Annotated in this window: 18 protein-coding genes and 1 riboswitch; of the genes, 4 read left to right on the forward strand and 14 right to left on the reverse strand. The window is 39.3% G+C overall.

The genetic code is table 11. From position 1 onward, the window contains the following. Window positions 1–40 precede the first annotated feature (40 nt). On the reverse strand, window positions 41–340 hold the full coding sequence (locus CDA10_RS13255; protein WP_010112358.1) for an ArsR/SmtB family transcription factor: 300 nt from the start codon (window positions 338–340) through the stop codon (window positions 41–43). Between the two features lie 155 nt (window positions 341–495). Next, a protein-coding gene (gene prfB, locus CDA10_RS13260) for a peptide chain release factor 2 (protein WP_106408078.1) occupies window positions 496–1,591 on the reverse strand; the annotation gives its coding sequence in 2 pieces (ribosomal slippage) (window positions 496–1,518 and window positions 1,520–1,591; 1,095 coding nt in all). Window positions 1,592–1,776: 185 nt separating this feature from the next. Between prfB and CDA10_RS13265 the strand changes: the two genes are divergently transcribed. Both CDA10_RS13265 and CDA10_RS13270 read left to right on the forward strand, forming a co-directional pair. Beyond that, window positions 1,777–2,634 carry a putative porin gene (locus CDA10_RS13265; RefSeq protein ID WP_089606057.1) on the forward strand — a complete coding sequence of 286 codons (858 nt, stop codon included), beginning with the start codon at window positions 1,777–1,779 and terminating at the stop codon, window positions 2,632–2,634. A gap of 308 nt (window positions 2,635–2,942) precedes the next feature. Continuing rightward, on the forward strand, window positions 2,943–3,713 hold the full coding sequence (locus CDA10_RS13270) for a putative porin (protein WP_089606058.1): 771 nt from the start codon (window positions 2,943–2,945) through the stop codon (window positions 3,711–3,713). 77 nt (window positions 3,714–3,790) lie between these two features. Here the strand turns inward: CDA10_RS13270 and recJ are convergent, their stop codons facing one another. The 7 genes from recJ to CDA10_RS13305 all read right to left on the reverse strand — a co-directional run bounded on the left by recJ (window position 3,791) and on the right by CDA10_RS13305 (window position 11,434). Beyond that, a complete protein-coding gene (gene recJ / locus CDA10_RS13275; protein ID WP_089606059.1) occupies window positions 3,791–5,494 on the reverse strand; it encodes a single-stranded-DNA-specific exonuclease RecJ in 1,704 nt (567 codons plus the stop codon). Next, window positions 5,495–6,151 carry a pyridoxamine 5'-phosphate oxidase gene (gene pdxH, locus CDA10_RS13280; RefSeq protein ID WP_089606060.1) on the reverse strand — a complete coding sequence of 219 codons (657 nt, stop codon included), beginning with the start codon at window positions 6,149–6,151 and terminating at the stop codon, window positions 5,495–5,497. It lies immediately after the preceding gene. 20 nt (window positions 6,152–6,171) lie between these two features. Beyond that, window positions 6,172–7,506, reverse strand: coding sequence for a phosphoglucosamine mutase (glmM, locus tag CDA10_RS13285; protein WP_089606061.1), 1,335 nt, complete (start codon window positions 7,504–7,506; stop codon window positions 6,172–6,174). Window positions 7,507–7,624: 118 nt separating this feature from the next. After that, complete coding sequence (gene guaB, locus CDA10_RS13290) at window positions 7,625–9,091, reverse strand: IMP dehydrogenase (RefSeq protein ID WP_089606062.1); 1,467 nt, start codon at window positions 9,089–9,091, stop codon at window positions 7,625–7,627. A 293-nt stretch (window positions 9,092–9,384) separates the two neighbouring features. Beyond that, window positions 9,385–9,750: a YkgJ family cysteine cluster protein gene (locus tag CDA10_RS13295; RefSeq protein WP_089606063.1), complete on the reverse strand. Its 366-nt coding sequence runs from the start codon at window positions 9,748–9,750 to the stop codon at window positions 9,385–9,387. A 121-nt stretch (window positions 9,751–9,871) separates the two neighbouring features. Then, the gene (locus CDA10_RS13300) at window positions 9,872–10,669 is read right to left on the reverse strand and encodes an oxygen-binding di-iron domain-containing protein (RefSeq protein ID WP_089606064.1); all 798 of its coding nucleotides are present in this window, start codon (window positions 10,667–10,669) and stop codon (window positions 9,872–9,874) included. A gap of 186 nt (window positions 10,670–10,855) precedes the next feature. Continuing rightward, window positions 10,856–11,434 carry a TMEM165/GDT1 family protein gene (locus tag CDA10_RS13305; RefSeq protein ID WP_089606065.1) on the reverse strand — a complete coding sequence of 193 codons (579 nt, stop codon included), beginning with the start codon at window positions 11,432–11,434 and terminating at the stop codon, window positions 10,856–10,858. Between the two features lie 88 nt (window positions 11,435–11,522). Next, a riboswitch (yybP-ykoY riboswitch) is annotated at window positions 11,523–11,677 on the reverse strand. A 73-nt stretch (window positions 11,678–11,750) separates the two neighbouring features. Here CDA10_RS13305 and CDA10_RS13310 point away from each other — a divergent pair. Then, window positions 11,751–12,422 carry a methyltransferase type 11 gene (locus tag CDA10_RS13310; RefSeq protein ID WP_089606066.1) on the forward strand — a complete coding sequence of 224 codons (672 nt, stop codon included), beginning with the start codon at window positions 11,751–11,753 and terminating at the stop codon, window positions 12,420–12,422. Window positions 12,423–12,705: 283 nt separating this feature from the next. On the opposite strand, the gene CDA10_RS13315 is transcribed toward CDA10_RS13310, so the two are convergent. From CDA10_RS13315 to CDA10_RS13325, 3 genes are all read right to left on the reverse strand, one after another. Further along, on the reverse strand, window positions 12,706–14,688 hold the full coding sequence (locus CDA10_RS13315; protein WP_089606067.1) for a 2-oxo acid dehydrogenase subunit E2: 1,983 nt from the start codon (window positions 14,686–14,688) through the stop codon (window positions 12,706–12,708). Between the two features lie 2 nt (window positions 14,689–14,690). Beyond that, window positions 14,691–17,390 carry a pyruvate dehydrogenase (acetyl-transferring), homodimeric type gene (gene aceE / locus CDA10_RS13320; protein WP_089606068.1) on the reverse strand — a complete coding sequence of 900 codons (2,700 nt, stop codon included), beginning with the start codon at window positions 17,388–17,390 and terminating at the stop codon, window positions 14,691–14,693. Between the two features lie 288 nt (window positions 17,391–17,678). Continuing rightward, a complete protein-coding gene (locus tag CDA10_RS13325; protein ID WP_089606069.1) occupies window positions 17,679–18,380 on the reverse strand; it encodes a M23 family metallopeptidase in 702 nt (233 codons plus the stop codon). A gap of 106 nt (window positions 18,381–18,486) precedes the next feature. Here CDA10_RS13325 and CDA10_RS13330 point away from each other — a divergent pair, with 106 nt between their 5' ends. After that, entirely contained in the window at window positions 18,487–18,936 is a 450-nt protein-coding gene (locus tag CDA10_RS13330; RefSeq protein ID WP_089606070.1) for a DUF721 domain-containing protein, read from the forward strand. A 97-nt stretch (window positions 18,937–19,033) separates the two neighbouring features. Here CDA10_RS13330 and lpxC read toward each other — a convergent pair whose 3' ends face one another. Both lpxC and ftsZ read right to left on the reverse strand, forming a co-directional pair. Next, complete coding sequence (gene lpxC / locus CDA10_RS13335; protein ID WP_089606071.1) at window positions 19,034–19,936, reverse strand: UDP-3-O-acyl-N-acetylglucosamine deacetylase; 903 nt, start codon at window positions 19,934–19,936, stop codon at window positions 19,034–19,036. Between the two features lie 125 nt (window positions 19,937–20,061). Beyond that, a complete protein-coding gene (gene ftsZ, locus CDA10_RS13340; RefSeq protein WP_089606072.1) occupies window positions 20,062–21,255 on the reverse strand; it encodes a cell division protein FtsZ in 1,194 nt (397 codons plus the stop codon). Window positions 21,256–21,298: the final 43 nt, after the last annotated feature.

The raw sequence follows: 21,298 nt of genomic DNA on the forward strand, positions 1-21,298 counted from the left end.
CACTTTTTCCATTCTATAAATATTAAATAGTGAAAAGAATTTAAAGTGAGCTGTGTAGATATTCAATATATTGCTGAATTAGAGCTTCATTGCGAGAAAAATATGACCATTGACCATATTTTTCTGCCTGAATTAAACCTGCCTGTTGTAATACAGATAAATGATTAGACATCGTTGACTGAGAGACATTACCGAGTTTTTCGATATTCCCTGCACAGACACCACGATTAAAGCCACCGCATTGCTCTTCCGATAAAAACTGTTGTGGGTTTTTCAACCACTCCAGTATTTGTCGTCGAGTCGGATTTGCCAATGCTTTAAAAATTAAATCAATATCCATCTTAGACACATTCAATAAAAGTGCAAAGCTCTGTTCAGCATCTTGAATACACTATATCGTATTTTTTCGATTATTATATCGAATATTTTAGATATTAATATAAATAGCTGTTAAAGCTTTGCTTTTGTTAAGTATTTAATTTACAAACTTAAGGCTTATAGGCCTTGTTTTAAGCTTGCTTCAATAAACTTATCTAAGTCACCGTCCAATACTGCACCTGTATTTGAACTTTCCACGCTAGTACGTAAGTCTTTGATACGAGAGTCATCCAAAACATACGAACGAATTTGGCTACCCCAACCAATATCAGACTTGGTATCTTCAAGTGCTTTTGCGGCATCATTACGTTTTTGCATCTCTAATTCATAGAGTTTTGCACGTAACTGCTTCCAAGCGTGATCACGGTTAGCATGTTGTGAACGCTGGTTCTGACAAGCCACCACAATACCTGTTGGTGCATGTGTTAAACGTACTGCTGAATCGGTTTTGTTAATATGCTGACCACCTGCACCAGACGCACGATAAGTATCGGTACGAACATCTGCAGGATTAATATCAATTTCAATATTATCATCGACTTCAGGCGATACAAATACCGCTGAGAATGAAGTATGACGACGGTTACCTGAGTCAAATGGAGACTTACGTACTAAGCGGTGTACACCTGATTCTGTACGTAACCAACCATAAGCATACTCACCTTCTACACGTATAGTTGCAGATTTAATCCCTGCCACATCTCCATCAGATTCTTCCATCAATTCAGCTTTAAAGCCATGACGTTCAATCCAACGCATATACATACGCAGCAACATTGAAGCCCAATCTTGTGCTTCTGTACCGCCTGAACCCGCTTGAATTTCCACATAACATGGGTTTGGATCCATTGGATTACTAAACATACGACGGAATTCAAGTTTTGCTAACTCTTCTTCACTTGAATCAAGTTCCGCTTGTACATCTGCTAGCAGACTTTCATCATCAACTTCAACCGCCAAATCAAGCATTGCTTTGGCATCTTCAAGCTGATTGGCTAAGCCTTCTAAAACATTGATGACATTTTCAAGCTCACCTTTTTCTTTTGCCATTGCCTGTGCACGACTTTGGTCATTCCAAATCGTCGGATCTTCTAACTCGCGGAGAACCTCTTCTAAACGCTCTTTCTTCAGATCGTAGTCAAAGATACCCCCGTAGTGTTAGACCACGGTCATTTAAGTCTTTTAGCTGGTTTAAATAAGGATTAATTTCCACGAGTTTTAATCTCACATTTGACGTTTTTTAATTCGGCAATATTCTACCACAGTGCAGAAAAAGTTGAGATATTGCATTTTTATTTAACAAAACAATTGACCTAAGTGCATTTTTTGTGAACAATAGCACATTATTTTAAATAAACACTAAACAATAGACAACAATAACCCTTCCTAGAGGATTTTATGAAACGTTCTTTTCTTGCTTTACTCTTAACAGCGATGACCAGTTCTAGCTTTGCCTATATTGCGCAAATCGATGCAGGTTATACCTATACGAACCATGATGATGACTATACAGATTCTGACAATCAACTCAATCTGCTCGGTACATTTTATCTCGCACCCGTGCAATCCAAGCAAGGTCCTTTAAATGAAGGCGCTTTTTTAACGCATGCCAGTAATGTGTATGGTGCATACGATTATACTGAGCTTAAAAGTGACCGTTATGCCATAGCAGATCAAGTGGGCTCTACTGGTACTAGAAAAGATGAATTTGAAAATCATAATTTTGTGGTTGGTTTGGAATATTTTTATGAGCAATTCTATTTCAATGCAGACATTGGAATGAATCATGAAAAATACCAAGAAAAAGAGCAGTTCTCTTATGGTTCTGACTACAATAAAAATGAATATGATCGTACCAATTATCGAGCTTTAGTCGGCTACATGCCTATGAGCAACTTATTAATTGCTGCAGGTGTGGACGGTTATAATGGCGATGATGAAAACGATGAAGACAATGCTTTTGCAGTAAAAGCAAAATATGTTTTTCCAGTCGGTAATGCTGACCAATATATTAACCTAGAAGCAGATGGAGGATTTGGTGATGAAGATAACATCACTGTTGGTGGAGATTATTATTTTAATAAAGCATTTAGCTTAGGCGCTGCTTATAACTTTGAAGATAATGGCGATGACGATGTAGATTATTTTTCTATACGCAGCAAATACTTCTTAAATGACATCTTTGCAGTCGGTGGTGCTATTGGTTTTGGCGATGATCTACAGGCCTTTAATGTCAATGGAACATTCCGTTTCTAATATTAAACATGATTAAATTTTTCAAGGCATTTCTATACAAGAATGCCTTTTTTATTACAAAATATGTTTACTATTCACTCAATCACCATCATTCTCCACACTATCTACACAGTTTTAATAAAATTAAACATAGATAATTTTTAATATTTATCAAATATTTATATTTGATAAAATTACACAAACCTACTAAAACTACAGTTCTGTTACGTTGCTAATATTGACGATATTTCGATTCACTCTAGACTTAAAGATGTAACAAAAAATTTAAAAAACTTTTTAGCCTAATCATTTCCAAAGGGGAAGAATCCATGAAAAAGTTAGCAATTGCATCAGCGCTTCTATCGACTATCGCAATGACAGGTACAGCAGCACATGCGTATCAAGCTGAAGTGGGCGGTTCTTATACCTATGCTGATTGGGACGATTATGATGCAACCCATAATTTCGGTGTAGACGGTACTTATTACTTCAATCCAGTTCAAATTCGTAATTCACCGCTCAATGAAGCTGCTTTCCTTGATCGTGCGAGTAATGTAAAAGCCAATGTAGAGTATGCTGATAACGATGGCATCAAAGATACAAAATACGGTGCAGGACTTGAATATTACGTACCAAACAGTGATTTCTACGTAAGTGGTCGTGTCGGTCGCAATGAGTTTGAAGTGGATAACACATCGATCGACTCTAAAGTCACAACATACGGCGCAGAAGTCGGTTATTTACCAGCACCTGGGTTATTACTTGCTTTAGGTGTGACAGGTTATGACGAAAAAAATGGTGATGACGGTGCTGATCCAACCGTGCGTGCCAAATATGTAACCAAAGTTGGTCAATACGATGCCAACTTTGAAGCTTATGGCGCTTTTGGTGATCTAGATGAATACAAAGTACGTACTGACTTATATTTAGACAAAACCTTAAGTGTTGGTGCAGATTACTATAACAATGATTTAACTGAACGTGATGAATTCGGTATTTCTGCGAAAAAATTCTTAAATCAAAAAGTAAGTGTTGAAGGTCGTGTTGGTTTTGGTGATGACTACAATACTTATGGTGTACGTGCTGGTTACCGCTTCTAATTTACAACCCTATAAAAAAACCGCTCAATTTGAGCGGTTTTTTATTCAATTTCGTTATTTATCTTTATCATTCATTGTTAATGCTCTAAATGCAGCATCTTTAACTGCAAACTCACATTACCATTAAACTGATTTTTATCTAACTCATAAACAATACGAACATTCTTTTGCATGGGATCAAAATTAAATTTATTCAATGCATTAAAAGCAATTGCATCCACAGATTGACCATTCTCCAAAGCCAATTTTAATTTGAGATGTACCTCTTTTAGCCAACGATAATCCAAGATTTGAAATTGACCTTCAAAAACAGGCGAAGGAAATTTTTGTCCCCACGGCCCTAAAGCTTCAATGGTATCGACTGTTTGGATTTGAAATGCCTGATTCGGCAACTCACCATCTGTCCATAAAGTGGCTTGAAACAATTCATCTTCTGATTGTGCAATCAGTTGAGTGAATATCTGCTTAAATTCTTCAAAATGTTGTTTTTGAATGGTTAAACCTGCCGCCGCCGCATGTCCACCAAAATGACTGACCAAATGCGGATATTGTTCAGCGACTTTTTCAATACTGTCTCGAATATGAATCCCATCGATTGAACGTGCCGAACCTTTAATATGAACCCCATCTTTGTCTGCTGCAAAGATAATACTTGGGCGGTGAAATTGTTCCTTTAAACGCCCTGCAACAATCCCAATCACGCCTTGATGCCAATGTTCTTCAAACATCACCAATGCAGCAGGTAAATTGTCCTGATCAAGTTGTAGCCCCTCAAGTGCAAGCAATGCCTCTTGTTTCATTTGAGATTCAACTTGACGACGCTCTAGATTCAAATCATTCAATTGTCGAGCCAGTGCATAAGCCGCTTGCATGTCTGTCGCCAAAAGACATTCGATCCCAATGTCCATGGTTTCCATGCGTCCTGCCGCATTAATACGCGGGCCTAATACAAAACCTAAATCAGAGGCTTTGAGTTCTGCTGGATCACGTCCTGCAATATCCAATAATGCACTAATTCCTGCACGACATTGGTTTTGTTGAATACGCTTCACGCCAGCATCAACCAAAATTCGATTGTTATAATCTAAACTTGCAACATCGGCATAGGTTCCCAAAGCCACCAAATCTAAATACTGTGGCATTTTTGCAGTCAATTTACCTAGTTTCCCACGGTGACTGCTTAAATTTGCCAATAGATAAAAAGCGACCCCAACCCCTGCCAAAGCCTTACTTGGAAACTCACATCCCAATTGATTTGGGTTAACTACAGCTTCAGCTTTCGGCGTTTCTTTGGTAGTTAAATGATGATCTGTAATAATCACTTGCATGCCATGCGCTTGAGCTTGCTCAACACCTGCATGACTGGAAATACCATTATCAACAGTAATCAATAAATCAGGTTGGAAGCTTTCAAAAGCTAAGTCTGCAATTTTGGGAGTTAACCCATAACCATACTTAAAACGATCGGGTACTAAATATTGTACATTGGCACCCATTTCGCGCAGCGCCAAAATCATCAATGTAGTACTGGTTGCACCATCTGCATCATAATCCCCAACGATGACGATTTTCTTATTTTCATCAATCGCTTGGTCAATGATTTGAATAGCTTGATCTAAGCCTTTCATTTTCGGCGCAAGTAAATATTTTAATTTTAAATCAAGCTCTTGCTCAGATTGAACACCACGACGTGCCAAAATTTCAGCAATAAAGGGTGACACGCCCTGAAATTGTTCAGGGCGTGTTAGAAATGGACGTTGTTTTATTTGAATATTTTGCATTTATGGCATCAAACGTTGTAGTTTCCAAACGCTATCAATCCGTTCATAGGTCAAACGATCATGTAAGCGATTTGGGCGACCTTGCCAAAATTCATAGTAGTTTGGTTCTAAACGATAACCACCCCAAAATTCAGGCTTCGATAATTCTTGCTGCTCATCAACTCGATCATGCAGTGCTTGAAAGCGTTGTTGCAACAATTCACGACTTTCAATTACGCCACTTTGTGGTGTGCTGATATGTGCCGCGATTTGACTGTCACGAGGTCTTTTATGATAATAATCTGTTGATTCTTGCTCAGAGATTCTAGCAACATAACCACCAATACGGACTTGACGCTCAAGCTCTGGCCAATAGAACAATAATTCAGCATAAGGATTTTTAGCTAAATCTAAACCCTTTTGGCTATCATAATTGGTATAAAAATCATAACCTGCTTCTGTTGCACCACGTAATAAAACCGTGCGTACATGCGGGCGACCTTGTGCATTTGCTGTCGCCAATGACATGGCATAAGGTTCATGTAACTTTGCTTCTAAAGCAAGATTGAACCAATTGAGAAATTGCTCATGTGGCTGTGTATCCACCTGTTCCTCATGCAATTCACCCTTTTGATAAGTCAGTCTCAACTCACTCAAATCTTTAATCACATCACTCATGAACCTTACCTTTTTAGAGACTAAGCATTAGCATGTTGGCGTACAGAATCTGCTAAATGATTTGCTAAATCAGTCACTTCTTGCTGATTATCCCCTTCAACCATAACACGAATCACAGGCTCCGTACCTGATTTACGAATCAGGATACGACCGCGACCTTTGAGTTGTTGTTCAACTTGATCAAACTCGCTCACCAACGCAGGAATCGCAAACGGATCAATCATCTGTTCAAGTCGTACATTGACCAATACATTTGGAAAAACTTTAAAATCTGCAACCAATTCATCTAAAGATTTATTTTGTTCAACCAACACGGTCAACACTTGTAATGCTGCAATAATCGCATCACCTGTGGTGCTCTTGTCCAAAGTTAAGATATGCCCTGATGGCTCACCGCCCACAACCCAATTATTTTCTTCTAGGTTCTGAAGCACATAACGATCACCGACATTGGCACGTACAAAAGGCACACCTTGTTTTTCAAGAGCCAATTCAAGAGCCATATTACTCATCACTGTACCCACAATTCCTGCTGGTTTAGTGCTTGCCTGAGTTGCAAGAATATAAAGAATATGATCACCATCGACCAACTTGCCATAACGGTCAACCAAAACCACACGGTCAGCGTCACCATCAAAAGCAATACCGAGATCAGCTTGATGCTCAACCACAGCTTTTTGTAAGCATTCAGGATGAGTTGAACCACAATTTTTATTGATGTTTAAACCATCAGGCTCATTGTAAAGTGCAATGACTTTGGCCCCTAACTCACGAAATACCGCAGGGCCTACGCTATAAGCTGCACCATTGGCACAATCCACCACGATTTTTAAATGACGCAAGTTAAAATGGTATGGGAATGTGGATTTACAGAATTCAATATAGCGACCATTGGCATCTTTAACACGCACACTCTTACCTAAGTTTGCGTTGTCTTCAATAACAATGTCTTTTTCAAGTTCTTTATTAATCGCTTCTTGAATTGAATCTGGCAGTTTCTTTCCTTCGTCTGAAAAGAATTTAATGCCATTATCAAAATACGGATTATGCGATGCTGAAATTACAATACCTAAGTTGGCATGCAATGCACGTGTCAAATGTGCGATCGCAGGTGTAGGCAATGGCCCCAATAAATGTACATAAACACCTGCAGCATTTAAACCCGCTTGCAAAGCTGCTTCTAAAATATAACCTGATAATCGCGTGTCTTTACCCATAACCACAATCGGTTTAGATTTTGGGCTAATTTGCTTTAATACTTTTCCTGCGGCAAAGCCTAATTTCAGCGCAAATTCAGGGGTAATTGGGAGCTGACCAAATTGTCCACGAATACCATCTGTTCCAAAATAACTCATTTTTTACCCACTTATTATGTGTTGTATAACAATCAATTTTTCAATTGCACCACTTTACACCAAAATAAAAAAGCCGTCATAAACTGACGGCTTTTTTCAATAAAAATACTACGAAAGATTAGCCTACACGATAGTTCGGCGCTTCTTTTGTAATCGTTACATCATGCACGTGCGACTCTTGCATACCTGCAGCAGTGATTTTCACAAATTTTGCATTTTCACGTAAGTCTTCAATGGTTGCAGAACCTGTATAACCCATCGATGAACGTAAACCACCCATCATTTGATGTACGATATTGCCCATCGGGCCTTTGTAAGGTACACGACCTTCAATCCCTTCTGGAACAAGTTTCTCAGCACCCGCTTTAGAGTCTTGGAAATAACGATCTGCAGAACCTGTTGCACCTGCCATCGCACCCAATGAACCCATACCACGATACGCTTTATAGTAACGACCTTGGAAGAATTCAACTTCACCTGGCGCTTCTTCAGTACCTGCCATGAGAGAACCCACCATGATCGTACTTGCACCTGCACCAATCGCCTTCGCCATATCACCAGAGAAGCGGATACCACCATCTGCGATTAAAGGAATTTGATCTTTCAATGCATTGGCAACACTATCAATCGCAGAGATTTGTGGCATACCAATACCTGCAACAATACGTGTTGTACAGATCGAACCAGGACCAATACCGACTTTTACAGCATCTGCACCAGCATCCAATAATGCTAAAGCAGCATCACCTGTTGCGATATTACCGCCAATCACTTGAACTTGCGGGTAGTTGGCTTTTACCCAACGTACACGCTCAATCACACCTGCTGAGTGACCATGTGCAGTATCTACAACAATCGCATCTACACCCGCTTCAACCAACGCTTCTACACGGCTTGGTGTTTCTGCACCTGTACCTACAGCAGCGCCGACACGTAAACGACCTAAATCATCTTTACAACTATTTGGATAAGATTCAGCTTTACGGAAATCTGTTACCGTAATCAAACCTTTTAAAGCATTTTGATCATCAACCACCAATACTTTTTCAATACGGTGTTTTTGCAATAATGCTTGGATATTTTCTTTAGATTCATTCTCACGAACAGTCACAAGACGATCTTGTCCAGTCATGATATTGCTGACAGGTTGTTCTAAATTCGTGACAAAACGTGTATCGCGACCAGTCACAATACCCACAACTTTACCGTCTTTCACAACTGGCACACCACTGATGTTGTTTGATTGAGTAATTGCAATCAATTCACGAATGGTTGTTTCAGGCGTCACAGTAATCGGGTCTTTGACCATTCCTGCTTCAAATTTCTTTACACGGCGAACCTCTGCGGCTTGCGCAGAAATATCCATGTTTTTATGTAGAATACCAATACCACCATTTTGTGCCATCGCAATCGCCATACGTGACTCAGTCACAGTATCCATTGCTGCTGAAACCATAGGGATATTTAAATTTATGCCACGAGTCAGGCGTGTCTTTAAAGAGACATCTTTTGGGAGAATAGTAGAGTAGGCAGGGAGTAATAAGACATCATCGAAGGTTAGCGCTTCTTGAACGATGGTCAACATAACAGTCTCGCTGGTAATTTCCGTGAGCTATTATATACAAATTTCAGTTCAATTTTCATTTTATAAGATAATTTTTGTATTTTTGATGCTAAATATTTGGTAATTATTGTTTTTTGAAAATAAAGTTTCCCATCTTTATCACCTTCTCAAATTTAAAATTAATCTCGTTAAATATAGACAACCGAATTTACATTTTCGATTTTATGAATCATTTAAGGGCTGAATAAAAGCACGATTAATATATCAACCACTCCTAACTCCTAAGTAGGTATTTGAATACAAATCATGGTGCTTTAACAAACTTGATCAAAACTTTCATCATTGCTTGGATATGCAGACTCAATTTCAATTAAAGGAATTAAGCCATAGCCTTGTCTTGCTTTAGCACATTGATCATCACCCGCCTGAACCTCTTTGCAGGTTGAACTACGATGTTCATACATCGTGCAACTCACCTGTTCTCCAACAGTACCACTTAAAGCGATACACCTCACTTGCTGTTGATTGGTGCCTTTCATACAAGAATAGACTGCAGTTAATGGCTCGATATTATTTTGAGGCATAGCCTCTCCTTCAGCCCAATAAAATGAGACTCGGAAAAAGGCACAACATGCTCCGCAAGTTAAACACGCATCCTGCGCAGAAATTTGAGACAACATATTTTTAAAATTCTCGTAGTCAAACAACCTCCTCCATTTTGACTAAATGAAAGAGGTTTACAATAGATTTAACCCAGAAAATTTTAAAAATTTACCGATAAAAGCTTAACATTTTGAATTTTTATGTAGGACAGGTAAAAACTGATTCATCCATCAAATCGATACCACATTGCAAATTTTCAATCCAATCTAAAAATTGGTTAATCATGTCTTTGCCAATAAATGGTTTGCCATGTTGCGGCACAATCATTTCAATATCCATTTGACGAACCATTTTGACCCACAAACGAATAATACGATTACTACACATATAGCGCTGATGAAAACCACGCATAGTTGGAACATGCAAAGCAAAATTCTCAATCGGTGTAGCTGCATCATCGACAATTGATGCTCCCATATCACCAGAGAACAAGATTTTTGAAATTGGATCATAGAATTGAAAATTGCCAACTGAATGTAAAAAATGTGCAGGAACGACAATAATTCGTGTTTCACCCAAAGGGATCGAACCACCTTGATCAGGTAATTCAATCAAACGCTCTAACCAGCCACCTTTCATGCGATCGCTCATAAAAGCTGAATTTAAATGCGGTAAAAAGCGTGCCCATAATTTAGATGCCACAACTTTTGCATCGGTATAGACCAACCAACGTGGCATAGAGGTAATAATGTCAGGGTCTTGATGCGATGCCATCACATAGTCTAAGTTTTGTAGGCGCGTATATTTATTCAGCTCCATGGTTAATGGTACATAAGTTAAATCCCCACCTGGATCTAAAACTGCTGCTCGTTCATTATTGAGAATTAAAAACTGATTGGCTTGTACACCTTCCCCCTTAACCAAACTGGTAAAACTAATACATTTATGTGTGCCATTATCAAATAATACTTGTGACGTAGTTCGATCTAAAGCCATAACAAAACCCCAAAAAAGTCTTTTAAAATAAATCTTTAATTATTCCCATACAACATATAAGGTTTTATTCAAACTGACAATGAATATACAGCCAAAGTTTAATAATTATTTTCGTGATTTTTACACAAATTATAAAAAACCCAACATCAAGCTGGGTTTACTGTGATTAAAAAACAATGCTGTTTTTTATAAAAAATAATGTTGTACCAATGCCGCAACACCAATAATTAAGAAAATCGCTGCACCAATTTTATGAATAAGAGAAATCGGTAATTTATCTGCCAATTTATTACCAATAAATACCGCAGGCGCATTGACGAGCATAATTCCAAGCGTCGTACCGATTGTTACCCAACCCACACTGTCAAATCGAGCAGCTAAAGCGACTGTGGCGATTTGAGTTTTATCACCGATTTCGGCAAGGAAGAACAACACAAAAGTTGCTCCGAAAACCCCATATTTCTGCCATTTATTGATGCTTTCAGATTCATCATCCAATTCATCTGGAATCAGCATCCAACCTGCCATTGCAATAAATCCAAGCGAAACAATCCATAGTAGAACGGTAGGGCTGAGAACAGTCGTGATCCATTGACCTAATACCGCAGACACGCCATGGTTGACAATCGTTGCCAATAAAATAGCAAAGAGTATTGGGATAGGTTTTCGAAATTTTGCCGCAAGAAGTAGCGCAAGAAGTTGTGTTTTATCGCCCATTTCAGACAAGGCAACAACCACTAAAGAGATGAGGAAAGCATGTAACATATCTTAGTCTCTGGCTAGCAATTTTTACCGATGACTTACCCCTCCTGCTAGCCTATATGAATAGTCACCTATTCAATGCGGAGTGATAAATCAAAGGTCTTGCCAACAAAAGAAGCTGAATAAAATCAGCTAAATTGGTTCTTTGCTATGATGACCATGTTCTGTTGAACAATTATGTTGACCATCACCTATTTACAAGTCTCTATTGACTGCAAATAGCGGCTACTCCCCAATGAAGTGCTTATAGTTTACAATGCATTGAAAAAATTTTCATCTTTTTATCAAAAAATCATTCCAACTTTATAATGTCTCATTTATGACTTCTCATTTTTATCAATATATTCAAAACAATAAATTTATAGACACGATTTTCATCATTGGTGGTGGCCCATCTATAAAAATGATGAATTTAACTGCATTGCATGATCCTAAACACTTTGTGATTTGCTGCAATCAAGCTTTTGAACTTTTTCCACATGCGCAGATTACCCATCACAGTGATTATAGTTGGTGGATGAAATATCAATCACAATTGGCAACCCAATTTAAGGGGCTTTTTATCACGGGATGTGGTTTAGGAAATACCCGAGCTTACCCTGAAACTGTACTTCGCATGCAATTTATTCACCATGCCAATCAAGATCAGCTTTTCAAAGCGACTGATCATGTATATGGGAATAATTGTGGCTTGCAAGCTCTATCTATTGCACATCTATTTCAACCCAAGAATATTGTTTTCATTGGATTTGATTTTAAACCGCTCGATGGGCAAACCCATAGTTATGCTCAACTAAACACTGATCCAAAGCTAAATTATATGCATCTTTGGACTCTATTTTTAAAAAGTTTTAAAGCATTTGAACAACTCAAAAAAACACAATGGCAAGCCGCTCATCCTACGCGTAACCCACCGCAAATTTGGAATCTCAATCCTAATTCTGCTTTGACCTTATATAATAAAACTAAGGCTTTAGAAGATTTTTTGTAACATTAGCTCTAAAATACGAGCAATAAAAAACCTCGCCGAAGCGAGTAATGCCAGTCAGTTAAGTATTTTTTAAATCCTCTCCCTTGCGGAGCATATCCTCACCTTTTTCAAAAGAGGGATGAGTAACGCAACTACGCAGAAAATCTAAAATTACTTTAGATTCTCAATAGTTCCCCTCTTTTTTAAAGAGGGGTTAGGGGAGATTCTTAAATGAGTAATCACTAAATTACTCTTAACTAATCAACATTACGCCGAAGCGAGGTCATTTATTCTAGCGAATCACTTAAAGCAGAATATTACGAATATCAGCTAAAAGTTTCGTCAGTTTATTGCTAAAGCGAGCAGCATCTGCACCATTAATCACACGATGATCATAAGACAATGACAATGGCAACATTAACTTAGGATCAAAACCTGAACCATTCCAAACAGGTTGTATAGTCGCAGGAGAAATACCTAAAATTGCGACTTGTGGCCAATTTACCAATGGCGTGAATGCCGTACCACCGATTGAACCCAAACTGGTAATGGTAAAGTTTGCACCTTGTAAGTCTTTCGGAGAAAGTTTCTTATCACGTGCTTTTTTACTTAATTCACCCAATTCAATTGCAATCTGCTTAATTGATTTTTGGTCTGGATTACGTAATACAGGAACCGTTAAACCATCTGGTGTTGCCACGGCAATGCCCATATGGATTTCATTGCGCAATAAAACACCTTTTTGATCATCAGCCAAATGACCAGTAAAATACGGCTCTTCTTTCAACAAGAAAGCAACTGCTTTGGCAATAAAGGCAAGGATCGTTAAGCTGATACCCTCTTGCTTAAACTTGCCTTTTAACTCACCGCGCCAAGCTTCTAATTCCGTAATATCGGCAAGATCAAACTGAGTCACTTGTGGAATAAAGTTGTTTAAAGATAACTGAGGTACTGACACTTGTTGCAAACGTGTCATTGCCGCAACTTCACCACCACCAAATGCACTAAAGTCTGGTAATGCAGGTAAGCCAGAAGCCACTGCCGTAACAACAGGTGCGGTTTTTGGAGGTGCCGTTAAACGTGACTTCACATAAGCAAAAACATCTTCTTTAATCACACGTTGATGCGGACCAGAAGACTCAACTTGTGCAAGCAAGACACCTAATTCACGTGCCAATTTACGCACAGCTGGGCCTGCATACACTTTAGCATTCTCAGCTTGCTGTTCTTTACTTAACTTGTCCGATGAATTTGCAATATGTGCTTTTGGTTCAACCACTGTTTCAGGCTGAGCTACAGGTTTGGATTCAGCTTTAACAGGTTGTGCAGCCGCTTTTTCTTGCGCTTGCTCAGAAGGTTGCACATCTGTAATACCATCAATAGTGACCAATGGCATGCCTTGTTTCACTTCTTGATTGGCACTGACATGAATCGCTTTGATTGTTCCTGAAACAGTACTTGGTACTTCTACAGAAGCTTTATCAGATTCAACCACGACTAAGCTTTGATCTTTTTCAACACGGTCGCCCACGCTGACTAAAATCTCAGAAACATTGGCCTTATCTACACCCAAATCAGGTACAGCGATTTCAACTGGCCCAGACTGAGTTGCTTGCACGGCTTTTGGAGCCTCAGCTTTTGCCGTTTCAACCATTGCCGCTGATGCAACTTGAGTTGCAGCCGATGAAGCCGTTGTTGTAGACGCTGCTGTTTTAACGGTAATTAAAACTACACCTTCTTGAACGCTATCACCTTCTTTCACGACAACGCTTTCTACCGTACCAGCAACCGCACTTGGAACTTCTACCGTTGCTTTATCCGACTCAACCACAACAATGCTATCATCAACAGCAATTTCATCGCCGACTTTAACTAAGATTTCGCCAACTAACGCTTTTTCAACACCAATATCTGGAACTTTAACATCTACAATTTGAGTTGAAATCGAAGTCGCTGGGGCAGCAGATACTACAACCGCAGCCTGTACTACAGGCTGCACTTCTGTTTGAGTTTCTACAGCAGGCTCAGCTTTTACAGATTCTTGAGTAGAGGCAGATGCATCAGCCGATTCAACTTCAATCAATACTGCACCTTCTGAAACTTCATCACCTTCAGAAACTGCAATACTTTTGACCACGCCTGCTGAAGTGCTAGGCACTTCAACAGAGGCTTTATCCGACTCAAGTAAAACGATACTGTCATCTACCGCAATCGTATCGCCAACCTTCACTAAAATTTCTGCAACGGTGGCTTTATCTACACCAATATCAGGAGTCTTAATTTGCATGATTATTTCTCCTCAGTATAAGCCGCAACTTCTTGTGTAGATGGATGAGCTTGCGGTAACCACGCCACAGGACGATCAACATCAAGTTCAAATGTAGAAATCGCATCCTTCACTAAACGAGCGTCTACTTCACCTTCGTCTGCTAATTTTTTCAATGTCGCAACAACAATGTGTGCTGCATCTACACCGAAATAGCTACGTAAGTTTGCACGAGTATCTGAACGACCATAACCATCTGTACCTAAAGTCACATAAGGACGATTGTCCGGAAGATAAGCACGGATCTGTTCACTATAAGCACGCATATGATCTGTTGCAGCAACCACGATACCATTTGTATCGCGTAATTGCTGAGATACCCACGACTCTTTACCATCTTCCAATGGATGTAAACGATTAAATTCTTCAATCGCCATACCATCACGAGACAACTCATTGAAGCTTGTTACACTCCAAACATTGGAGTGTATTTGATATTCATCACGTAAAATCTGTGCAGCTTTAATCACTTCACGCAGAATCACACCTGAACCAAGTAACTGAACAGTCGCTTTGTCATCTTTTTCAAATAGATACATACCACGCTTGATTCCCTCAATCGCCTCTTGAGGTAAAGCAGGTTGATCGTAGTTTTCATTCATTAATGTTAAATAATAGAACACACGCTCTTGTTTCACATACATGCGTTCTAAACCATCATGAATGATCACCGCCAACTCATAACCAAAACAAGGATCATAAGAGATACAGTTTGGAATGGTATTGGCTAAAACATGAGAATGACCATCTTGGTGCTGTAAACCTTCACCATTCAGTGTGGTACGACCTGCTGTTGCACCAAACAAGAAACCTTGAGCTTGTGCATCACCTGCTGCCCATGCAAGATCGCCAATACGTTGGAAACCAAACATAGAGTAGTACATGTACATTGGAATCATTGGCAAGTTATTGGTTGAATAACTTGTACCTAATGCAGCCCATGCACTCATCGCACCTGCTTCATTGATCCCTTCATTCAACATATGACCATCTTTTGCTTCACGATAGTTCATCAACTGTTCTTGGTCTTCAGGAGTATAATTCTGCCCATGTGCAGCATAAATACCCAACTGGCGGAACATGCCTTCTAAACCAAAAGTTCGTGCTTCATCTGGAACAATAGGTACGACACGGTCTTTAATTGCTTTATCTTTCAATAATGCTGCAATTAAACGAACCATTACCATCGTCGTAGATTGCTCTTTACCACCACTGCCTTTCAATACGCTATCAAAGATAGACAGATCAGGAATATCTAAAGCTACGCTATCTTTACGACGTGCAGGCAAATAACCACCTAAAGCTTCACGACGCGCTTTTAAGTATTTCAATTCAGGTGAATTTTCGCTTGGGCGATAAAAAGGAAGTTCTTCCAATTGATCATCTTCGAATGGCAAGTTAAAGCGATTGCGGAAATACTTTAACGACTCCAAATGCATTTTTTTGATTTGGTGTGTTTTATTCACCGCTTCAATTTCATCAGATAAACCATAACCTTTGACTGTTTTTGCCAAGATCACAGTAGGCTGACCATTACTGGTCATTGCGGCAGCATAAGCAGCATAAACTTTGTATGGATCGTGACCACCACGGTTCAAGTTATCAATATCTTCATCACTTAAGCCTTTAACCAGCTCTTCAGCTTCAGGATATTTACCAAAGAAGTGCTCACGTGTATATGCACCACCTTTCACTTGATAACGCTGGAAATCACCATCCAGTGCTTCATCCATACGTGCTTTTAAAGCACCAGAAGTGTCTTTATCCAATAAAGGATCCCAATGACGACCCCATACTACTTTAATGACACGCCAACCTGCACCACGGAATACTGATTCTAGTTCTTGGATGATTTTACCATTACCACGTACTGGACCATCTAGACGCTGTAAATTACAGTTAACCACCCAAATTAGATTGTCTAACTTTTCACGTCCTGCAAGAGAAATCGCACCTAAACTTTCTGGCTCATCCATCTCACCATCACCGAGATAAGCCCAAACTTTACGGTTTTCATCTTTGATCAAGCCACGATTGGTCAAATATTTTTGAATATGTGCTTGGTAAATTGACATGATTGGGCCAAGACCCATCGACACCGTCGGGAACTGCCAATAATCAGGCATCAAATAAGGATGCGGATAACTTGAAAGCCCTTGACCACCCACTTCACGGCGGAAATTAATCAATTGATCTTCAGTTAAACGCCCTTCCAAATACGAACGCGCATAAATACCAGGCGCACAATGTCCTTGGTAATAAATCATGTCACCGCCAAAGCTATCGCTATTGGCACGGAAGAAATGGTTAAAACCAACATCATATAAAGTTGCTGAAGACGCAAAACTTGCCAAGTGACCACCTAAGTCATCACCTGTTTTATTGGCACGCAATACCATTGCCAAAGCATTCCAACGAATCAATGCACGGATTCGGCGTTCCATATCTTGGTCGCCTGGCATCGCTGGAGACTCTTCAACCGTAATGGTATTTAAATAAGGAGTATTTAAACGCTGAATAGAAACATGTTTCGAAATTGCTTGTTGGTATAATTTTTCTAATAAAAAAGAAGCACGCTCAGTTCCCATGTGCTGTAACACTGAATCAAAGGCATCTTGCCATTCTTTGGTTTCTTGAGCGTCGCTATCACCATAATACGCCATTTGCCACTTACTCCATGAACTGTTTTCTATATATTATATGTATCATGTTTTAGACTTGTTAAGTTATCGTTACAGCTGAATGTGGACTGCCCCTATTATTTAGGAACTAAATAGTCATTGACCAAACGTCACATAAAACAACAAAAAACCGCCAATTTAGGCGGTTTATTATACAAATAGAATTTTATTTAATGATAATGTAAATACTCAATCCAATTCATTGCGACAGATGCTTTAAATTCAGTTCCATTAACACCACATGATCAAATCATGAATGATCAAGAGATCTTAAGGCAACATTGCCAAATATGAGCTTGGATTTTTACGCTGACCATCTTTCACTACTTCATAATGTAAGTGAGGACCAGTACAACGGCCTGTACAACCAACATTGGCAATATGCTCACCCGCTTTCACTTGATCACCAACACGTGCGATTAAGCGTGAAGCATGCGCATAACGCGTGATATAGCCATTCCCATGGTTAATTTCGACATATTGACCATAACCCGTACCCCAACCTGACTTAGTGACAATACCAGGCCCTGTCGCGTAAATAGGCGTACCACTTGGTGCTGAAAGATCTAAACCAGAATGGTGTTCTGCACGACCACTCATTGTACGACCACCAAAATCAGAGCTTACACGTTTCATGTCTGGAAGCGGATGCGTCACTAACCATGAATATGGAGCATTTGCTGAATAGCGATTTGTAGAAGTGGTGCTCGAACCGTATTTTTTAGCAATGGTTGCATTATTCAGTTCAATTGGTTTGTCTTGGCTACGCAAAGTAATATTTACTTTTGCGCTAGCAGGAAGATCAAGATCATCTGGATGGCTATAAGAGCCTTGAGATAATGTTTTTGATAATTGCTCTAAACGATCAGGTGTTTGAGAATAACTTGAATCTACTTGAACCAAATCTGCGAATGCAACCGAAGCAGCAGAAGCTGCCAGAGTAAAAGCCAATAAAATACGTCGCGTATGCATAAAAAACCTCTTAAACTGCTCTTAATCAAGTTTCTTGCGTGATCTCATCCTTGATATCAACCGAAATGAGCGCTTAAGATAAGACATGGCCATGTAGGAACAATGTATGTCTGAACCGAAAAACGTCTTTCAACCAACAAGACAGCACATAAAAACAGGAAACTTATCGTTTCTTACAAAGCAAGTTACCGAATGGCAAAAACTTACTAAATTAATTCAACCGCTATTACCTCAACCTGAGGTATGGCAAGTCGTGTGTTATCAATACGGTATTTTGACCATCACCGGTGAAAATCAAGCCATGATTAGTCAGCTCGGTTATCTTCAAAAACAGTATATTTCTCAATTATCACAAATGAACGAGTTACGTGACTTACAAAAACTGCAACTTCGTTTACGCACCCCAAACAATAATACTGAAAAAAACCAGCTATCCAATAAAACTGTAAAAAGCATCGAACCAGCAACCTCTGAAATGTTACAAAATGCTGCTAGTTTTGTGAGCGACCCTAAGCTTAGCCAAGCTTTACTACGTTTGGCAAGCAATAAAAAGTAAACAAAATTGTTATATTTATAATTTAGAATACAAAAAATGTGATTAAAATCACATTTAAATTTGTTACACTATAACATAGACACTAAAAGACAATGACTTATGTCACGTTGACGAAATGAATTGGACACAACTTCTCGTCATCAAATGTTACAATTTCGTAGCTACTTGGATCACTTTTCACATTGCGTAAAAGTTGATTATTCAGTGCATGGCCAGATTTGTAGCCATCAAATTTTGCAATAATTTGATGACCTAATAAATATAAGTCACCGACTGCATCTAAAATTTTATGACGAACAAACTCGTCCGCAAAGCGCAATCCTTCTTCATTCACTACACCAGTATCATCCAAACCCACCGCATTATCTAAACTTGCGCCCAAAGCTAAATTATTAGCTTTGAGATAATCCAAATCCTTCATAAAACCAAAAGTACGCGCGCCACTGACTTCATAAACAAAGGTTTCAGTAGAAAAATCAATGGTTGCAGATTGGTATTCTTTAGCAAATGCAGGATGATCAAAATCAATAGTGAAGTTAATTTGAAAACCATCATGTGGTGAAAAGATTGCTCGTTTATCATCAATCAATGCTTCAACAGGCTTTAAAATACGAATAAATTTCTTAGGTGCATCTTGTTCAACCAACTCACCTTGCATGAGTAGGTAAATAAACGGTCCTGCACTCCCATCCATAATTGGAATTTCTGAGGCAGACACTTCTATAATAAGGTTATCAATACCTAAACCAGCAATCGCACTGGTCACATGCTCAATGGTTCCCACTTTGGTTTCTTGATTGACCAAATTTGAACACATAAATGCTTCTTGAATCAGCATTGCATCTGCAGCGATATCAACAGGTGGGTCTAAATCGATACGGCGAAAAACAATACCCCCATCCGCCACATGCGGTAAAAAGTTAATCATGACTTTTTGTCCGCTATGTAGTCCGATGCCACTCGCTTTAACGACTCGCTTCAGGGTACGTTGTTTCAACATGCTGGTTAGGTCTTCATTCTTAAATCTGCTATACGTTAGCACATTTAGCCATTGATAAAAAACAAAAAAGGTAATGAATCTCACTACCTTTTTTGATGATATTTATTCTTTTTAAGAATTATCAATTATTTACGTTGTTGATTTTTCAAATAGTCTTGAATACTCATCGGTGTAGAACGTGCACCAGAAGTTGGCGCAGCAGCTGGATTTACACCTTCTTGACGTTTATTGATCGCAGGGATATCGTCCTCATCGACAACAGTGTTTTGTGCAGCCTGTTGGAAATGCGTACTGGTATTGGTCACATGTGGCGCTCTGCGTTTGGTATCATTTGCATCTGTTGCATTACGCGTTAAACCTGTCGCAATCACAGTCACACGAATTTCATCACGTGCATCAGGATCAAATACTGTACCAAAGAATACTTCACCTTCTTCAAGGTCAACAATTTGATTCACAACATCTGTAATTATTTCAGTTTCACGTAAAGTCACATCTGCACCACCGGTGATGTTAATTAACACCCCTTTGGCATTCATAATGTTGACATTGTCCAATAACGGGCTACGAATCGCCAAACGCGCAGCTTCTTCAGCACGATCTGGACCACTACTTTTCCCTTCACCCATCATGGCATAGCCACGCGTACTCATTGCTGTTTTTAAATCTGCGAAGTCAAGGTTAATGTGACCTGGACGAACCACCAAATCAAAAATGCTTCGTACTGCGTTCAATAAAACATCATCCGCTTTACGATAAGCATCTTGCATAGAGATGTCACCGTAAACGCTAAGCAAACGTTGGTTTGGAATGATAATTAAAGAATCTACGTGTTGCTCTAAAGCCTCAATCCCCTTTTCAGCCGAACGTTGACGACGACGACCTTCAAAGTTAAATGGTGTAGTCACAACACCAACGGTAAGAATACCCATTTCTTGAGCAATTTCAGCAACAACAGGTGCAGCACCCGTACCAGTACCACCGCCCATACCTGCGGTTACAAATACCATGTCAGCACCTTCAAGGTGTTGACGAATTTGCTCACGACTTTCTTCAGCAGCAATTTGACCTACATCTGGATTTGCACCCGCACCCAAACCACGTGTACTTTGCTCACCAAGCTGCATTTTGAATGGTGCATTCATACGATCAAGCGCTTGCTTATCTGTATTTGCACAAACAAATTTCACACCTTTGATATCAGATTGCACCATGTGTTGTACGGCATTACCACCACCGCCACCAACACCAAACACTGTAAAACGGGCTTGACCGTTGTTATCGGTTTGTTCATCGTCTAAAAATTCAAATGAAGCCATGACCTTTAAATTTCCTAATATATTTGGCAGTCACTTAAGCCCG

This window comes from Acinetobacter piscicola, from assembly GCF_002233755.1.
GTDB classification, from domain to species: domain Bacteria; phylum Pseudomonadota; class Gammaproteobacteria; order Pseudomonadales; family Moraxellaceae; genus Acinetobacter; species Acinetobacter piscicola.